Source organism: Rahnella sp. RFA10(1/100), from assembly GCF_004195115.1.
Lineage (GTDB): Bacteria > Pseudomonadota > Gammaproteobacteria > Enterobacterales > Enterobacteriaceae > Rahnella > Rahnella perminowiae.
The window spans coordinates 25,082-38,779 of sequence record NZ_SEWR01000009.1; the positions used below are offsets into that span (position 1 = coordinate 25,082).

General features: G+C 55.2%; 14 protein-coding genes and 1 tRNA gene. 10 read left to right on the top strand and 5 right to left on the bottom strand.

Going from position 1 to position 13,698, the window contains the following annotated elements; translation table 11 throughout:
* The first annotated feature begins 61 nt into the window (after positions 1 to 61).
* Positions 62 to 799, top strand: a complete 738-nt coding sequence (dnaQ, locus tag ETV65_RS21095) for a DNA polymerase III subunit epsilon (RefSeq protein WP_129955030.1) — start codon at positions 62 to 64, stop codon at positions 797 to 799.
* A gap of 139 nt (positions 800 to 938) precedes the next feature.
* Positions 939 to 1,015, top strand: a tRNA-Asp gene (locus ETV65_RS21100).
* Between the two features lie 87 nt (positions 1,016 to 1,102).
* Here ETV65_RS21100 and ETV65_RS21105 read toward each other — a convergent pair.
* Complete coding sequence (locus ETV65_RS21105; RefSeq protein WP_129955031.1) at positions 1,103 to 2,605, bottom strand: NCS1 family nucleobase:cation symporter-1; 1,503 nt, start codon at positions 2,603 to 2,605, stop codon at positions 1,103 to 1,105.
* A 177-nt stretch (positions 2,606 to 2,782) separates the two neighbouring features.
* Between ETV65_RS21105 and ETV65_RS21110 the strand changes: the two genes are divergently transcribed.
* The 3 genes from ETV65_RS21110 to puuE are packed head-to-tail and all read left to right on the top strand — an operon-like array spanning position 2,783 to position 5,206.
* Positions 2,783 to 3,517 (top strand): GntR family transcriptional regulator, encoded by a 735-nt coding sequence (locus ETV65_RS21110; protein ID WP_129955032.1) that lies wholly within the window; start codon positions 2,783 to 2,785, stop codon positions 3,515 to 3,517.
* The gene (locus tag ETV65_RS21115) at positions 3,517 to 4,275 is read left to right on the top strand and encodes an aspartate/glutamate racemase family protein (RefSeq protein WP_129955033.1); all 759 of its coding nucleotides are present in this window, start codon (positions 3,517 to 3,519) and stop codon (positions 4,273 to 4,275) included. The genes ETV65_RS21110 and ETV65_RS21115 overlap by 1 nt, the downstream gene beginning before the upstream one ends.
* On the top strand, positions 4,268 to 5,206 hold the full coding sequence (puuE, locus tag ETV65_RS21120; RefSeq protein WP_129955034.1) for an allantoinase PuuE: 939 nt from the start codon (positions 4,268 to 4,270) through the stop codon (positions 5,204 to 5,206). The genes ETV65_RS21115 and puuE overlap by 8 nt, the downstream gene beginning before the upstream one ends.
* Positions 5,207 to 5,853: 647 nt before the next feature.
* On the opposite strand, the gene hpxZ is transcribed toward puuE, so the two are convergent.
* From hpxZ to ETV65_RS21140, 4 genes are read right to left on the bottom strand one after another with little or no spacing between them, the layout of a single operon-like run.
* Positions 5,854 to 6,237, bottom strand: a complete 384-nt coding sequence (gene hpxZ / locus ETV65_RS21125; RefSeq protein WP_129955035.1) for an oxalurate catabolism protein HpxZ — start codon at positions 6,235 to 6,237, stop codon at positions 5,854 to 5,856.
* A 53-nt stretch (positions 6,238 to 6,290) separates the two neighbouring features.
* Positions 6,291 to 7,694, bottom strand: coding sequence for an AtzE family amidohydrolase (locus ETV65_RS21130; RefSeq protein WP_129955036.1), 1,404 nt, complete (start codon positions 7,692 to 7,694; stop codon positions 6,291 to 6,293).
* The gene (hpxX, locus tag ETV65_RS21135; protein WP_129955037.1) at positions 7,691 to 7,885 is read right to left on the bottom strand and encodes an oxalurate catabolism protein HpxX; all 195 of its coding nucleotides are present in this window, start codon (positions 7,883 to 7,885) and stop codon (positions 7,691 to 7,693) included. Before hpxX ends, ETV65_RS21130 begins: the two co-directional genes overlap by 4 nt.
* A 36-nt stretch (positions 7,886 to 7,921) precedes the next feature.
* A complete protein-coding gene (locus tag ETV65_RS21140) occupies positions 7,922 to 9,508 on the bottom strand; it encodes a gamma-glutamyltransferase (RefSeq protein ID WP_129955038.1) in 1,587 nt (528 codons plus the stop codon).
* A 191-nt stretch (positions 9,509 to 9,699) separates the two neighbouring features.
* On the opposite strand from ETV65_RS21140, the gene ETV65_RS21145 reads away from it, so the two are divergent.
* From ETV65_RS21145 to ETV65_RS21165, 5 genes are all read left to right on the top strand, one after another.
* Complete coding sequence (locus ETV65_RS21145; RefSeq protein ID WP_129955039.1) at positions 9,700 to 10,539, top strand: MurR/RpiR family transcriptional regulator; 840 nt, start codon at positions 9,700 to 9,702, stop codon at positions 10,537 to 10,539.
* 258 nt (positions 10,540 to 10,797) lie between these two features.
* Complete coding sequence (locus ETV65_RS21150) at positions 10,798 to 11,589, top strand: transporter substrate-binding domain-containing protein (RefSeq protein ID WP_129955040.1); 792 nt, start codon at positions 10,798 to 10,800, stop codon at positions 11,587 to 11,589.
* A gap of 23 nt (positions 11,590 to 11,612) precedes the next feature.
* Positions 11,613 to 12,281, top strand: a complete 669-nt coding sequence (locus ETV65_RS21155; RefSeq protein WP_129955041.1) for an amino acid ABC transporter permease — start codon at positions 11,613 to 11,615, stop codon at positions 12,279 to 12,281.
* A complete protein-coding gene (locus ETV65_RS21160) occupies positions 12,278 to 12,931 on the top strand; it encodes an amino acid ABC transporter permease (RefSeq protein ID WP_165383764.1) in 654 nt (217 codons plus the stop codon). The genes ETV65_RS21155 and ETV65_RS21160 overlap by 4 nt, the downstream gene beginning before the upstream one ends.
* Positions 12,931 to 13,683: an amino acid ABC transporter ATP-binding protein gene (locus ETV65_RS21165; RefSeq protein ID WP_129955042.1), complete on the top strand. Its 753-nt coding sequence runs from the start codon at positions 12,931 to 12,933 to the stop codon at positions 13,681 to 13,683. The genes ETV65_RS21160 and ETV65_RS21165 overlap by 1 nt, the downstream gene beginning before the upstream one ends.
* The last annotated feature ends 15 nt before the right edge of the window (positions 13,684 to 13,698 follow it).

Here is a 13,698-nt window from a genome sequence, read left to right on the forward strand (position 1 = left end):
TTTTATTTTCGTGCCGGGCAGATCGTTTCTGCAACTGACTGTCAGCGTTGGATAATGAGCCATGGATTTACAAAACACCTCTAACAGGATCGTCGTCCTCGATACCGAAACTACCGGTATGAATAAACTCGGCGTCCACTATGAAGGGCACCGGATTATCGAAATCGGTGCTGTTGAAGTGATTAACCGTCGCCTGACAGGGCGTAATTTCCATGTTTATCTCAAACCCGATCGTCTGGTGGATCCGGAGGCTTTTGGCGTTCATGGCATCAGTGATGAATTCCTCGCCGATAAACCGACGTTTGCCGACATCGCTGACGATTTTATTGAATACATTCGCGGCGGCGAATTAGTCATTCATAACGCAACGTTTGATATCGGCTTTATGGATTACGAGTTCGACATGCTCGGCCGTGACCTGCCGAAAACCGAAACGTTCTGTAAAATTACCGACAGCCTGGCGATGGCGCGTAAGCTGTTCCCCGGTAAGCGTAACAATCTCGATGCGCTGAGTGATCGCTACCTGATCGACAACAGCAAGCGTACGCTGCACGGCGCGTTGCTTGACTCCGAAATTCTTGCCGAAGTTTATCTGATGATGACCGGCGGCCAGACCAGCATTAAATTCAGCCACGAAGGCGAGCAAAATACCGGCGCGGACGGATTAGGGATCCAGCGCGTGGCGCGGCCAGCCTCCGGATTGAAAGTTATCGCTGCCACAGAGCAGGAACTGGCGTGGCATGAAGAACGTTTAGATTTAGTGGTTAAAAAGGGCGGTAACTGTTTATGGCGTTCGTAAGCCGCTTATCCGGTCTTTCGGATTGAAACGCACCAGACTGCGGAAAAACTGTGCGGTTGATTGAAAATATCAGGAAAAGCATTGACGTAAAGGCAGCCATTCCTTAATATCCGCTCCGTTCTTAACCAGAACACAGCGCGGAGCGGTAGTTCAGTTGGTTAGAATACCTGCCTGTCACGCAGGGGGTCGCGGGTTCGAGCCCCGTCCGTTCCGCCACTATTCAGAAGCCCTGAGTGAGAAATCACTCAGGGCTTCGTCGTTTCAGCCATCCTGGCTTTTTTCTTCCCTGTCGTACCGATTTATTTATTCCACCTCAGTCTTCATAAAGCGCATTTCGCCGCTGGTTGCACGGTCATGACGGGCGATATAACGGTAAAAGCCACCGGCCAGAAACGCACCGATAAACCAGCTAAAATTCGCGACCTGATGCAGGCCTGGCGTAAAGCTGATAATCAGACCGATCACCACGGCGGGCACCAGCGCGGCAATCGCTTTCGGGTTGAATCCGTTGCGATACCAATAACGACCCGAAGGCGTGGCATTAAACAGCGCATCCACATCCATATGCCCGCGCTTAATCAGGTAATAATCGGCCAGTAAAATCCCGAACAAGGGTCCGATGAACGATCCCAGTACATCCAGCGTGTAGTGAATGATTTCCGGTGACTGAAACAGGTTCCACGGTGTCAGCAGAACAGAACCGACAGCAGCGATCATCCCGCCGGTACGGAAACTGATTTTCTGCGGTGAGCAGTTAGAGAAGTCGAATGCCGGTGAAACAAAGTTCGCCACGATATTGATACCGATGGTCGCGATAATCATCGTCAGCAGGCCAAGTGCCACCGCAACGCTGTTGCCAACACGACTGACGGTTTCGATAGGATCGGTGATCATCTGCCCGAACAGGGATTGTGTCCCTGAAACGATCACGACGGTCACAATCGAGAACAGCAGGAAGTTAAACGGCAGGCCCCAGCGGTTACCGCGGCGGATTTCGCCCATGCTTTTGCCGTAACGTGAGAAGTCGCCGAAGTTCAGCAACGGACCGGAGAAGTAAGACACCACCAGCGCTGTGGCGGTCAGCATCTCCCAGCCTTGCTGGCCGGCGGTCAGGGTTTTAGTCGACAGCGTGAAAGAGATATTGCTCAGGCCGGTTTTATACAGGATCCAACCCGCCAGCAGCAGCATAACGACATACACCGCCGGGCCTGCCACATCGATAAAACGCTTAATTGCGCTCATCCCGTGCCAGAACACCATCGCCTGCAATACCCACATGATGCCGAAACATACCCATCCCAGCGCCGACAATCCCAGCCAGTGCGGGAGGGTCATTGGCGTCAGCGACGGGAAGAACTTCAGCAATACCAGCATTAACGCGTTAGCCGCCAGATAGGTCTGAATGCCGTACCAGGCGAAAGCGATCAGCCCGCGGATCACTGCCGGAATATTCGCCCCGAACACGCCAAATGCCTGACGGCAAATCACCGCGTAAGGTACACCGGCCTGCTGGCTTGGTTTCGCCACCAGATTGGCACAAATCTGCACGATACAAATCCCGCACAGCAAACACAGCAAAACCTGCCAGCTGGTCAGGCCGAGCGTAAAGAAGCTCGCGGCTACAACATAGCCGCCCATACTGTGTACATCGGACATCCAGAAAGAAAATATGTTGTACCAGCTCCAGTTTTGGTCACGCGTCGGTGCTAAATCATCGTTACACAGCTTCGGGCTGTAATAAGGTTTGATGATCCCGGCGCTCTGTTCAGATGGCGCCGTGGCGGAGGTGATTTCCTGATTTGGCATAAATCGTGCTCCTGTCATAAACAACATGTGAAAGTCGGAAGCCGGCTGCCGGCTGTCCAAAGTTAAAAAGCAGTCACAGGAGCACTGCATGAATCAGGCCAAATTTCATTTTTTGTATACAAAAAATCACTTTCATGTATACGATTAATCTCTCGAACGGTATACGGAGTAACGGCAATGACCAGTTGGAACGGGCTGAATACGGCCTATTTTACCGAGGATAAGGACGACCATATTTATAACGCGCTGGTGAAATCTATCGTGGAACACCAGCTTTTACCGGGCAGCAAATTGCCGGAAGAAGCGCTGGCAGAGGTGTTTTCAGTCAGCCGCACGGGGATCCGCCGTGTCCTGCAGCGCCTTGCCGCAGTGCAACTGGTGACGTTATTGCCCAAGCGTGGTGCGCATGTCACCACCCCGGATGCGGAAGAATCGCGCGATGTGTTCGCGACCCGTAAAATCCTGGAGTGCGCCAACCTGCCGCTGGTCATTGCTCATTGCCAGTCGCCACATCTGGTGGCGCTGAAAAAACTGGTGCAGGAAGAAAAGCGTGCTCACGATGAACGTAATGGTGCCGCTGCGATCCGCCTTTCCGCCGCGTTCCACGTTCAGCTTCAGGCCATTTCCGGTAATAAAGTACTTACTGAGTCTGTCTCGCAACTGACCCTGCGTTCCTCGCTGGCAATTGCCGCCTGGGGTGCACCGTGGCAGCAGGGTTGCCGTTGTCATGACCATGATGACCTTATTGAACTGCTGAAAAAACGCGATGTTGCCGGGCTGACCGCGAGCATGGCACACCATTTCGACAGCATCGTGGCCAGCCTGCACTTTGAGCAGCACAGCGGGCAGACACCCGATTTTGCGCAGATTTTTGCCACGCACAAACCCGTTACCGGCAAGGAATCAGGCTGATGGTCAAATCACTTTGTATACAACTGATCAACCCGAATACCAGCCAGGCGATGACCGGGATCATGGCACAAACAGCCCGTTCGGTTGCGGCGCCGGAAACAAACATTCTGGCCGTTTGCCCTGAAGAAGGTGCACCGTCAATTGAAGGGCATTTCGATGAAGCGATTGCCGTGCTCGGCGTATTACAGCAGATAAAAGCGGGGCGCGATGCCGGTGTCGACGGGCATATTATTGCCTGTTTCGGTGACCCGGGATTACTGGCCGCCCGCGAGCTGGCGCGTGCACCGGTGATCGGTATTGCCGAAGCGGCGATGCATCTGGCAACGATGCTGGCGACGCGATTTTCTATCGTGACCACTTTGCCGCGTACGCTGACAATCGCCCGGCATTTGTTGCATCAATATGGATTCGAACGCCATTGCGCGGCTTTACACGCTATCGATCTGCCGGTGCTATCGCTGGAAGACGGCAGCGGGCTGGCGCAGGAAAAAGTCCGCAGGCAGTGTATCGCGGCGAAAAAATCTGACGGCAGCGGAGCGATTGTCCTCGGTTGTGGCGGAATGGCTGATCTGGCGCAGGAACTGACACTCGAGCTGAATATGCCGGTAATCGACGGCGTCAGCGCGGCGGTCAAAATGGTCGAGTCACTGGCTGCTCTGCGTCTGACGACCGGTAAACATGGTGATCTGGATTATCCCCTTGAAAAACCCTTGTCTGGCCGCTTTGCCGGGCTGAATCTGAGAGATAATTATGTCTGATTTTGAGTACGGTTTTACGGATGCCTATCCGCGCGATTTAATCGGTTACGCCGGACGCCCGCCGCATGCCAACTGGCCGGGCAACGCCCGCATTGCGGTGCAGTTTGTTCTCAATTATGAAGAGGGTGCCGAGAACAACGTTTTGCATGGTGATGCAGGTTCCGAACAATTTTTATCGGACATCATCGGTGCCGCCAGTTTCCCTGACCGCCACATGTCGATGGATTCGCTGTACGAATACGGCTCGCGTGCCGGTTTCTGGCGCATCCACAATGAGTTTCAGAAACGCGGCTTACCGCTGACCGTTTTCGGCGTGGCGATGGCACTGGCACGCAATCCGGAAATCGTCAGCGCGATCAAGGCGGCGGATTACGACGTCGTCAGCCATGGCTGGCGCTGGATCCATTATCAGGACATGAGCAAAGCCGGGGAGGCGGAGCACATGCAAAAAGCGATTACCGTTCTGCGCGATTTGTTCGGCAAAGCACCGTCCGGCTGGTATACCGGACGCGACAGCCCGAATACGCGCCAGCTGGTGGTAGAGTCGGGTGGGTTCCAGTATGACAGCGATTATTACGGCGATGATCTGCCGTTCTGGACGCCGGTCAAACTGGAAAATGGTGAAACGAAACAGCATCTGGTGATCCCCTACACGCTGGAAACCAACGACATGCGTTTTGCCTCCCCGCAGGGGTTCAACACGGGTGAGCAGTTTTACACTTATCTGAAAGACACGTTTGACGTGTTGTACGAAGAAGGCGAAACCTCGCCGAAAATGATGTCGGTCGGGATGCACTGCCGGATATTGGGCCGCCCGGGGCGGTTTCGGGCTTTACAGCGGTTTCTCGATTACATCGGGTCACATGAGAAGGTATGGGTGTGTAAACGGCAGGACATTGCGGATCACTGGGTTAAACATTTCGGTGTTTAATCCCGAAATTCAAATTCAAATTCAAATTCAAAACCTTGGGCTCGCCGCCCAAACTGGCCTTAAGGGGCGCCTATCGCCGCACCCCTTAAGAATCCCAGGCTCTTTCACTGCGCGCTCTGCTCGTTGGCTATGTTTCATAAGCCATAGCGATAGCCGCAAAATCCCGCCGCTCCGCGGTGCCCTCCGTTCGGGTTACAACCCGCGCAAAAAGACGCGCGGTTTTCCACCTCTCCTCCGGCGCGATTTTGGAACCGGCCTCAGGCTTCAACTTCACAACCTCACTATATTTTTTTAAAAAGCCCACGGGCGATTCAGAAATCTTGCTGAACGGAGCGGCTTCGAGACCTATGGCTCGAAGACCGAGAGAAGGAACCGCAGAGCGGCAAGATTTCCAGCCTGTCACGGTGGTAACTGGAACATAGCCAGCGAGCGAAGCGCGTGTTGAAAAAGCGTAGGGAAATCCAAAAGGGGAAAAGCACTTTCCCCTTTTGGGCGGTTTCGGCGCAGCGCGATAAGTGATCGCTATTATTGAGAAACCGAAATTATCACCGTTCAGATTTCCCCTCGGTGGTAACCAAAACTCCCCTTCGGTGAAACCGGAAAAAAGTTTCCTCAGCTTTCCAAAGCTGAACCGCCCAATGGTTCGGTCAAACCATCAGACTCACATGGGCCGCCACAATCTTCCATCCACTTGGCATCTTCACCCACGTTTGCTGCTGACGGCCAATCTTGTCGCTGCCTTCCCGGCGGAATTCCGTACTGGCGACCGCCATGTCGTCGCCAAAAGTGGTGATGGTGGTATTGACCAGTTCCCGGTCTAACCCTTGTGACGATCGTGCTATGCGGAATGCGCGGATGGCGTCAATGCCGTAAAGATTTTCTCCCGCGCCGTAGCGCACGGTACGCGGGTCGTGCCAGAACAGTTCGTCGAGGACGGCGGTATCGTTAGTGATCAGCGCCTGTTCATAGCGATAAAATGCCGCGTTCATTTCGGCAAGGATCGCCGGGCGGTCGATATGTTCAGTTTTCATAGTGACTCTCTTTACTCTTTTCACTTCACCCTGGAAAACGGAGATGCAGGCTGTCAGGCGGGCATCACCGGAGAACTGCTCACTTTCACGATCCCCTGCTGCTCAAGCGCCCGGGCAGCGCGCAGGCAAAGGTCTTCGCGCCACGGTGGCGCTATCAGTTGTAATCCTATCGGCAGACCGGTTGATGTGGTGACCGGCACCGTTACCACCGGCAGGCCGAGGAACGAAATCGGCTGCGTCAGCATACCCATACTGGCGCGCGTTGGCAGATCCTGACCGTTGATGTGAAAGGTTTCCTGACCAATGAGGGTCGCCGGACACGGTGTGGCAGGCGCGATCAGAATGTCCCAATGATCGAACAAGGACAAGATTTGCTGTTGAAACTGCTGACGGAAACGCTGTGCCTGAACATACCATGCCGCCGGGATCATCGCCCCCGCCAGTAAGCGCTCGCGCGACAGCGGCTCAAACTGTTCCGGTATGCTGCGCAGTTTTGGCAAATACTGATTGCCGCCCTCCGACGCACTGATAATAAACGCAGCGGAACGCGCCAGTTCGGCCTGTGGCATTTCAATTTCTTCCTGCGCTCCCAGTGCCTGCGCGACCTGACTTACGGCTACTTTGGCGTGATCATCGCACCAGGTGGAAAAATATCCGCCCAAAACGGCACTGCGCAAACCTTCCTGCCCGCGTTTAAGCAGTGAAAATGTCCCGGTCACAGGCTTATCGGCCTGGAAGTGATCCTGCGGATCCGTGCCCTGAATGGCATCATAAACCTGCGACAAATCTTCGCTGCAACGGGCCATCGGCCCGATGTGATCGAGGCTGGCAACAAACGGCTGGCTGCCGCGACGTGAAATCCGCCCGAAGGTGGGCTTCAGGCCCAGAATACCGCTTAACGAGGACGGCACGCGGATCGAACCGTTGGTATCGCTGCCGAGGCTGAAATGTACCAGCCCGGCAGCGACGGCAGCGGCTGAACCGCCGGAAGAGCCTCCGGCCACACGCGACAGATCCCGCGGGTTACGGGTGGTGCCATAATGGCTGTTTTCCGTGGTGAAGCCGTACGCGTAAGCATCCATATTCAGCATGCCGGAAAGCATTGCACCCTGTGAGGTCAGGCGTGAAACCGTCCAGGCGTCCTGACGTGCGGCGGCATTGTTGCTGTTAAGGCTTGCGCCTGCCAGCGTCACTTCCCCGGCCACGTCCAGCAGGTTTTTCACTGCATAAGGAATACCCGCCAGCGGAGGCAATGTTGCGCCGCTGGCCCGGATTTTATCAACTTTTGCAGCTTCACTCAGCATGCGTTCACGGGTGATATGCGTATAAGCATTGATGACCGGATTCGCCTGTTCAATGGCATCAAGCGCGAAAGTGGCTATTTCTCTGGCGGAGATATCCCCCTGCGCAAGTGCCCGATGTAACTGGCTTATCGTAAAGTGATCAAGCGATTTCATGCGCGATATACCCCGGCAATCTCCAGTCGGGCATCGAGCGGTAAATCCATCAGGGGTTGCGCCATTTGGGCGATGCGGCTGAACTGCACCAGCAATTCCTGACGACGTGCGTCGTCGAGTTCCAGCGCCAGAACGGATTCCATCTGGCAGATATAGGCGGCCCAGCTGGTCGCTGCGGATGTCTCTTTCATGCTGCTTCCTTATCAATTTTCATGAGCGAACTCTGATCAAAATCCGGCTGCGCTGCCGTTGCTGCGCGGGTCGGAGGCCCCTTCAAACATGCCGTTGGTATGGCGGACGATCGCGCCAGCGTGGCCGACGGCTTCGCTGAAATCTGGCAACAGTTCGACGTCGTGACCACGCTGTCTCAGGCCCGCCAGCGTCGGATAGGCAAAACGGCTTTCCAGTTTCAGTGAATCCGAACTCTCGCCCCAGGTACGGCCAAGCAGCCAGCGCGGGCCGCTGATCGCCTGCTGTAACGATTGTCCCTGGACCACATGGCGGATAAACACGGCGGCCTGCGTCTGCGGCTGTCCGTCTCCCCCCATTGAGCCGTAAACCATCGTGCGCCCGTCATATAAGCGTGCGGCGGCAGGATTAAGGGTATGGAACGGTTGTTTGCCCGGCGCCAGCGCCAGTAAATGCCCTGCATCGAGGCTGAAGGACGCGCCACGGTTTTGCCACAACACGCCGCTGCCCGGCAGCACCACGCCACTGCCGAACTCGTGATAAATACTCTGGATAAAAGAAACAGCCAGTCCGCTGCTGTCCATCACACCCATCCAGACGGTATCGCCCGGTCCTTTACCTTTGCCCCAGTCGGCAGCGCTGTGGGGTTTGATGCGTGTGGCGAGGGCATCCAGATATTGGGGATCCAACAGGCTCTGGGCATCCTGCGTCATCATGCGCGGATCGGTGATAAAACGGTCACGCAGGCCGAACGCCAGTTTGGTGGCCTCAACAATGCTATGAATCGTCGCACTTTCATCCAGGGTTTCCAGCGGCAGGCGGTCAGTCAGGCCGAGGATCGCCAGTGAAACCAGCCCCTGCGTCGGCGGTGTCAGGTTGTATATTTCGCCTTTACTGTGTTTGAGCCGCAGCGGCACACGACGCTGAGGCTTGTAAGCCGCGAGATCAGCGCGGGTGACCGGCATGCCGAGCTTTTCCATGTCGGCGGCCATATTGTCGGCCAGCTCACCACGATAGAAACTGTTCAGCCCGTCCTCGCACAGCATCGATAATGTCTGCGCCAGCTGCGGCTGGGTAAAGCGATTTCCGGCGCGGGGGACATCGCCATTAGGCAGAAAAACGTCGGCGAAGGTGCTGAAATTTTCAAGTTCGTGTTGTTTGGCACGGGTCGCAGCTTCCTGCGAGGCCGTTACCGGAATGCCGTCAGCAGCGTAACGAATGGCATCACGCAGCAGGCGGGAGAGCGGTTTTTGCTCGCCGCCAAATTCAGCCGACACATTCAGCGCTTCCTGCCAGCCGCCGACAGTGCCTGCGACTGTCAGCGCGGCTTTCGGTCCCCGATGCGGAATATGCGTTTCACCGGCATAGAAATCGAGAGTGGCGAGGGAGCCTGCGGCACCGCTGGCATCTATTGCCACCGGGTTTCCCTGCGGTGGCACAATCAGCCAGAAGCCATCGCCGCCCAGACCGTTCATGTGCGGATAGACCACGGCAATTGTCGCGGCCGCCGCCACCATCGCCTCGATGGCATTGCCGCCTTCGCGCAATACTGCAAGCGCACTCTGGCTCGCCAGATGATGGGGTGTGACCGCCATGCCCAGCGGCGCGCTGTTACTGTTAATCATGCGATGTCCTTTTTGAAACGCTTTTTTTATGCTGCCCGCGCATGCAGGGATGTGGGCGCGTAGGGATAAAGTTAAGCAAGAGGTGTTCCACATCGGCAGAATCTTCACGCTTTCACTCATAATTTAGCTTGCATTGGCAAGCATAGTGCATGGTATGTTCCGCTGAAACATTGGTTACAAAAGGGACGGGGATGAAACAGATTGATGAACGTCTGCGTGACCATTACGCAGAGCTGACGCCGCAGGAACAGCGGGTGGCCGACTTTATTTTTGCCAGTATTGACGACCTGATGAGTTATAACAGCGCCGAACTGGCACGGCTGAGCGGCGTGTCGAAAGCCACGGTCAGCCGGCTGTTCAAGCGCCTGGGATATCCGAGTTACCGTGACATGCGCGATGAAATGCGCACCCTGCGCCAGAGCGGTATGCCGCTGACGGACAGTCGCGATGCGGTGCAGGGCAACACTTTGTTATCGCGGCATTATAAGCAGGAAATGGCCAACCTGACGCAGTGGATTAATCAGATTGATGGCGTACAGTTTGGCGCGCTGATCGCCGCCCTCAGTCAGGCGCGGCAGGTGCGCCTGCTGGGCTTTCGCAACAGTTATCCGGTGGCGCTGCATTTGCGTCAGCAACTGATTCAGGTACGCACTGGCGTGATGATGATGCCGCAACCGGGCCAGACGCTGGCTGAAGAACTGGTGGATCTGACTGTGCAGGATGTGGTGATTTTCGTTGCCTTCCGCCGCAGGCCGCGCATGGCGAAGGCAGTTCTCACGCAATTACAGACGATGGGCGTGCCGGTGTTGTTGATCTGCGAGCCGCAGGCCCAGACGCTGATCCCACTGGCAACCTGGCATCTGGCCGCGCCTCTCGACAGCGTATCGGCGTTTGACAGCTATTCTTCCGCCATGAGTCTGGCGAATTTACTCAGCAACGCATTGCTGCACGAGATGCTCACCTCAGGCCGGCAGCGCATTCATCAGATAAGCGATTTGTATAACGATCTGGATGAGCTTGAGCAGCGCTGATTCCCGTTTGCAGAACAAACTGAGCGCTTTTCTGGTGCCTTTGCACATTTTTAGTGCGTCATGATTTTCTTATTTTCAGTCCTTTTGCCCTGATTCAGGGCAAAAAAATCCCTCCTGATCGTATCCTCAATTTTCTAATTCCTTGTGGTACCGTGATTTTGTCCGCATTTTTTTCGCTGTGCTGGTTTTGGCACATTCGTTGCAGAGTTATAAATATAAGAATCTATCGTTTCAAAAACCTTTCACCGGAGATAATCTATGAACATGAACAAACGGCTGTTGATGTGGGCAGGTGCGGCAATGTTGGTGCTTCAGGCATCTGCCGTCATGGCCGATCAGTTACAGGATATTCAGAAACGCGGCGTACTGCGCGTGGCCGTTCCTCAGGATTTCCCACCGTTTGGTTCGGTGAGCAAGGACTTGCAGCCGGAAGGGTATGACATCGATATGGCACATTATCTGGCCGATAAGATGAAACTTAAGTTGCAACTGGTGCCGGTCACCAGCGCCAACCGCGTACCTTATCTGCAAACGGATAAAGTCGATCTGGTGATTTCAAGCCTGGGTAAAAATCCTGAGCGCGAAAAAGTCATCGATTTCAGCAATGCCTACGCACCGTTCTTCCTCGGCGTGTTTGGTGCGCAGGGGGACAAACTGTCCGACCTGAAAGCGCTGTCCGGTAAAACCATCGGCGTGACCCGTGGTGCAGTGGAAGATCTGGCACTGACAGACGTGGCGCCGAAAGATGCCAAAATTCAGCGCTATGAAGACAACAACACTACGCTGTCTGCATACCTGTCCGGTCAGGTGGAATACATCGCCACCGGTAACCTGGTGGTGGCAGCCATTGCCCGCATGAATCCGGCCAAGGCACCGGTTTCCAAAGTGATGCTGAAAGATTCGCCGTGCTACGTGGGTCTGCGTAAAGACGAACCTGCGCTGAAAGACAAAGTGAATGCACTGATCGCCGAAGGCATCAAAGACAAGACGCTGAATACGCTGTCTGAAAAATGGATGAAGGCACCGCTGCCTGCTTCCATCGGCGCGTAATCAGGGTTTGACGGAGATCTTTCATGACCTATCAGCTTAACTTTAGCGCGCTATGGCCTTATATGCCGGAACTGCTGGCCGGTTTATGGACCACCATTGAGCTGACGGTAATGGCAACGGTTGGCGGTGTCGCAATCGGCATTTGCGGCGCGGCCATCCGCTGCGGCAACCATAAAACCCTGCGTGCGGTATGGGGCGTGTATGTCGAAGCCATCCGTAATACGCCGTTTGTGGTGCAGTTATTTTTCATTGTCTTTGGCCTGCCGGCTATCGGCCTGAAAATGACCGCCGGTGAAGCGGCACTGCTGGCGATGCTGATTAACCTCGGTGCGTACAGCACGGAGATTATCCGCGCCGGTATTCAGGTGACGCCGAAAGGCCAGTGGGAAGCCGGACGTGTGCTGGGATTAACCCGCAGCCAGACGTTCCTGCGTATCGTGCTGCCGCCGTCGCTGAAACGCATTTATCCGTCGCTGGTCAGCCAGTGCATTATCGTGATGCTCGGGTCTTCTGTGGTCTCGCAGGTGTCCTATGAAGAACTGACGTTTGCCGCAAACTTAATTCAGTCGCGTACATTCCTCAGTTTTGAAGTGTATCTGGTCACCACGTTGTTCTATTTGATGCTGTCCGTCGCAATGCGTCAGTTGCTGCTGCTGGCCGGACGCCGTGTCTTTGGGAGTGAAAACTCATGATGACCTTTACCGACTGGGACATTGTGCGCAATCTCCTGCTGGCGGCGCGCTGGACATTGTTGCTGTCGCTGACTGCCTTTATTGGCGGCACGCTGGTGACGTTGCCGTTGTTGCTACTGCGTCTCACCAAACGCCGCTGGCCCGGAAGGTTTGTGCGTCTTTATGCCGAGCTGTTTCAGGGCACGCCGTTGCTGATGCAGTTGTTCCTGGCTTTCTTCGGGCTGGGTCTGTTCGGGATCAACGTCAGCCCGTGGACTGCTGCCGCGCTGGCGCTGACGCTGTATACCAGCGCTTATCTGGTGGATATCTGGAGCGGCAGTATTGCGGCGTTGCCGAAAGGCCAGTGGGAAGCGTCGCGCTGTCTCGGGTTGAATTTCGGCCAGACGCTATGGCGGGTGATCACCCCGCAGGCGCTGCGTATTGCTATTGCGCCGACGGTCGGATTTTCCGTGCAGGTGGTGAAAGGTACCGCGCTGGCTTCGATTATCGGTTTTGTCGAACTGACCAAAGCCGGAACCATGCTCAATAACGTGACCTATCAGCCGTTCAAAGTGTTTGGATTAGTGGCGCTGGGCTACTTCCTGATGTGCTATCCGCTGTCCCGTTACAGCCAGCATTTAGAAAAATCATTGCGTGGAGAGAAACAGTAATGCCGCTGATCACCATCAATCAGGTTCAGAAATTTTACGGCCAGAACCACGTACTGAAAGGCGTGGATCTGGATATCGACAGCGGCGAAGTGATTTCGATCATCGGTCGCAGCGGTTCAGGGAAAAGCACGTTGTTGCGCTGCATGAACGGGCTCGAAGGTTATCAGGAAGGCAGCATTAAACTGGGCGGAATGACCATTACCGACCGCGATTCCCAGGCGCGTGATATCAGCCGTTCCGTTGGCATGGTGTTCCAGAGTTTTAATCTTTTCCCGCACATGACCGCGCTGGAAAACGTCATGCTGGCACCACGCCGGGTGCTGAAAAAGTCTGCTGCCGAGTGCCGTGAACTGGCCGCACAGATGCTGGCGAAAGTGGGCCTCGCGGATCGCATGGATTATTACCCATCCAGCCTTTCCGGCGGTCAGCAGCAACGCGTGGCGATTGCGCGTGCGCTGGCCATGAACCCGAAAGTGCTGTTGTGTGATGAAATCACCTCAGCGCTGGATCCGGAATTAGTCGGCGAAGTATTGAAAGTGCTCGAGCAACTGGCGAAAGAAGGCATGACGCTGGTACTGGTGACGCACGAAATGAATTTTGCCCGTGAAGTGGGCGACCGCGTGGTGTTTATGCATCAGGGCACCGTGTGGGAACAGGGCGAAAGCCGGACGTTGTTTGCCAATCCGCAAACCCCCGAGCTGAGACAATTTATCGCATCCGTACGCGGCTTAAATGAGGCTGCAGCAAGCTAACATTGTAAAGGATTA

Coding starts and splice junctions, on each gene's coding strand:
- ETV65_RS21140 (WP_129955038.1), bottom strand. CDS start 9,508: ATGATTAACAGTAACAGCGCGCCGCTGGGCATGGCGGTCACACCCCAT.
- ETV65_RS21110 (WP_129955032.1), top strand. CDS start 2,783: ATGACCAGTTGGAACGGGCTGAATACGGCCTATTTTACCGAGGATAAG.
- ETV65_RS21115 (WP_129955033.1), top strand. CDS start 3,517: ATGGTCAAATCACTTTGTATACAACTGATCAACCCGAATACCAGCCAG.
- hpxX (WP_129955037.1), bottom strand. CDS start 7,885: ATGAAAGAGACATCCGCAGCGACCAGCTGGGCCGCCTATATCTGCCAG.
- ETV65_RS21155 (WP_129955041.1), top strand. CDS start 11,613: ATGACCTATCAGCTTAACTTTAGCGCGCTATGGCCTTATATGCCGGAA.
- ETV65_RS21105 (WP_129955031.1), bottom strand. CDS start 2,605: ATGCCAAATCAGGAAATCACCTCCGCCACGGCGCCATCTGAACAGAGC.
- dnaQ (WP_129955030.1), top strand. CDS start 62: ATGGATTTACAAAACACCTCTAACAGGATCGTCGTCCTCGATACCGAA.
- ETV65_RS21145 (WP_129955039.1), top strand. CDS start 9,700: ATGAAACAGATTGATGAACGTCTGCGTGACCATTACGCAGAGCTGACG.
- ETV65_RS21150 (WP_129955040.1), top strand. CDS start 10,798: ATGAACATGAACAAACGGCTGTTGATGTGGGCAGGTGCGGCAATGTTG.
- ETV65_RS21160 (WP_165383764.1), top strand. CDS start 12,278: ATGATGACCTTTACCGACTGGGACATTGTGCGCAATCTCCTGCTGGCG.
- puuE (WP_129955034.1), top strand. CDS start 4,268: ATGTCTGATTTTGAGTACGGTTTTACGGATGCCTATCCGCGCGATTTA.
- ETV65_RS21130 (WP_129955036.1), bottom strand. CDS start 7,694: ATGAAATCGCTTGATCACTTTACGATAAGCCAGTTACATCGGGCACTT.
- ETV65_RS21165 (WP_129955042.1), top strand. CDS start 12,931: ATGCCGCTGATCACCATCAATCAGGTTCAGAAATTTTACGGCCAGAAC.
- hpxZ (WP_129955035.1), bottom strand. CDS start 6,237: ATGAAAACTGAACATATCGACCGCCCGGCGATCCTTGCCGAAATGAAC.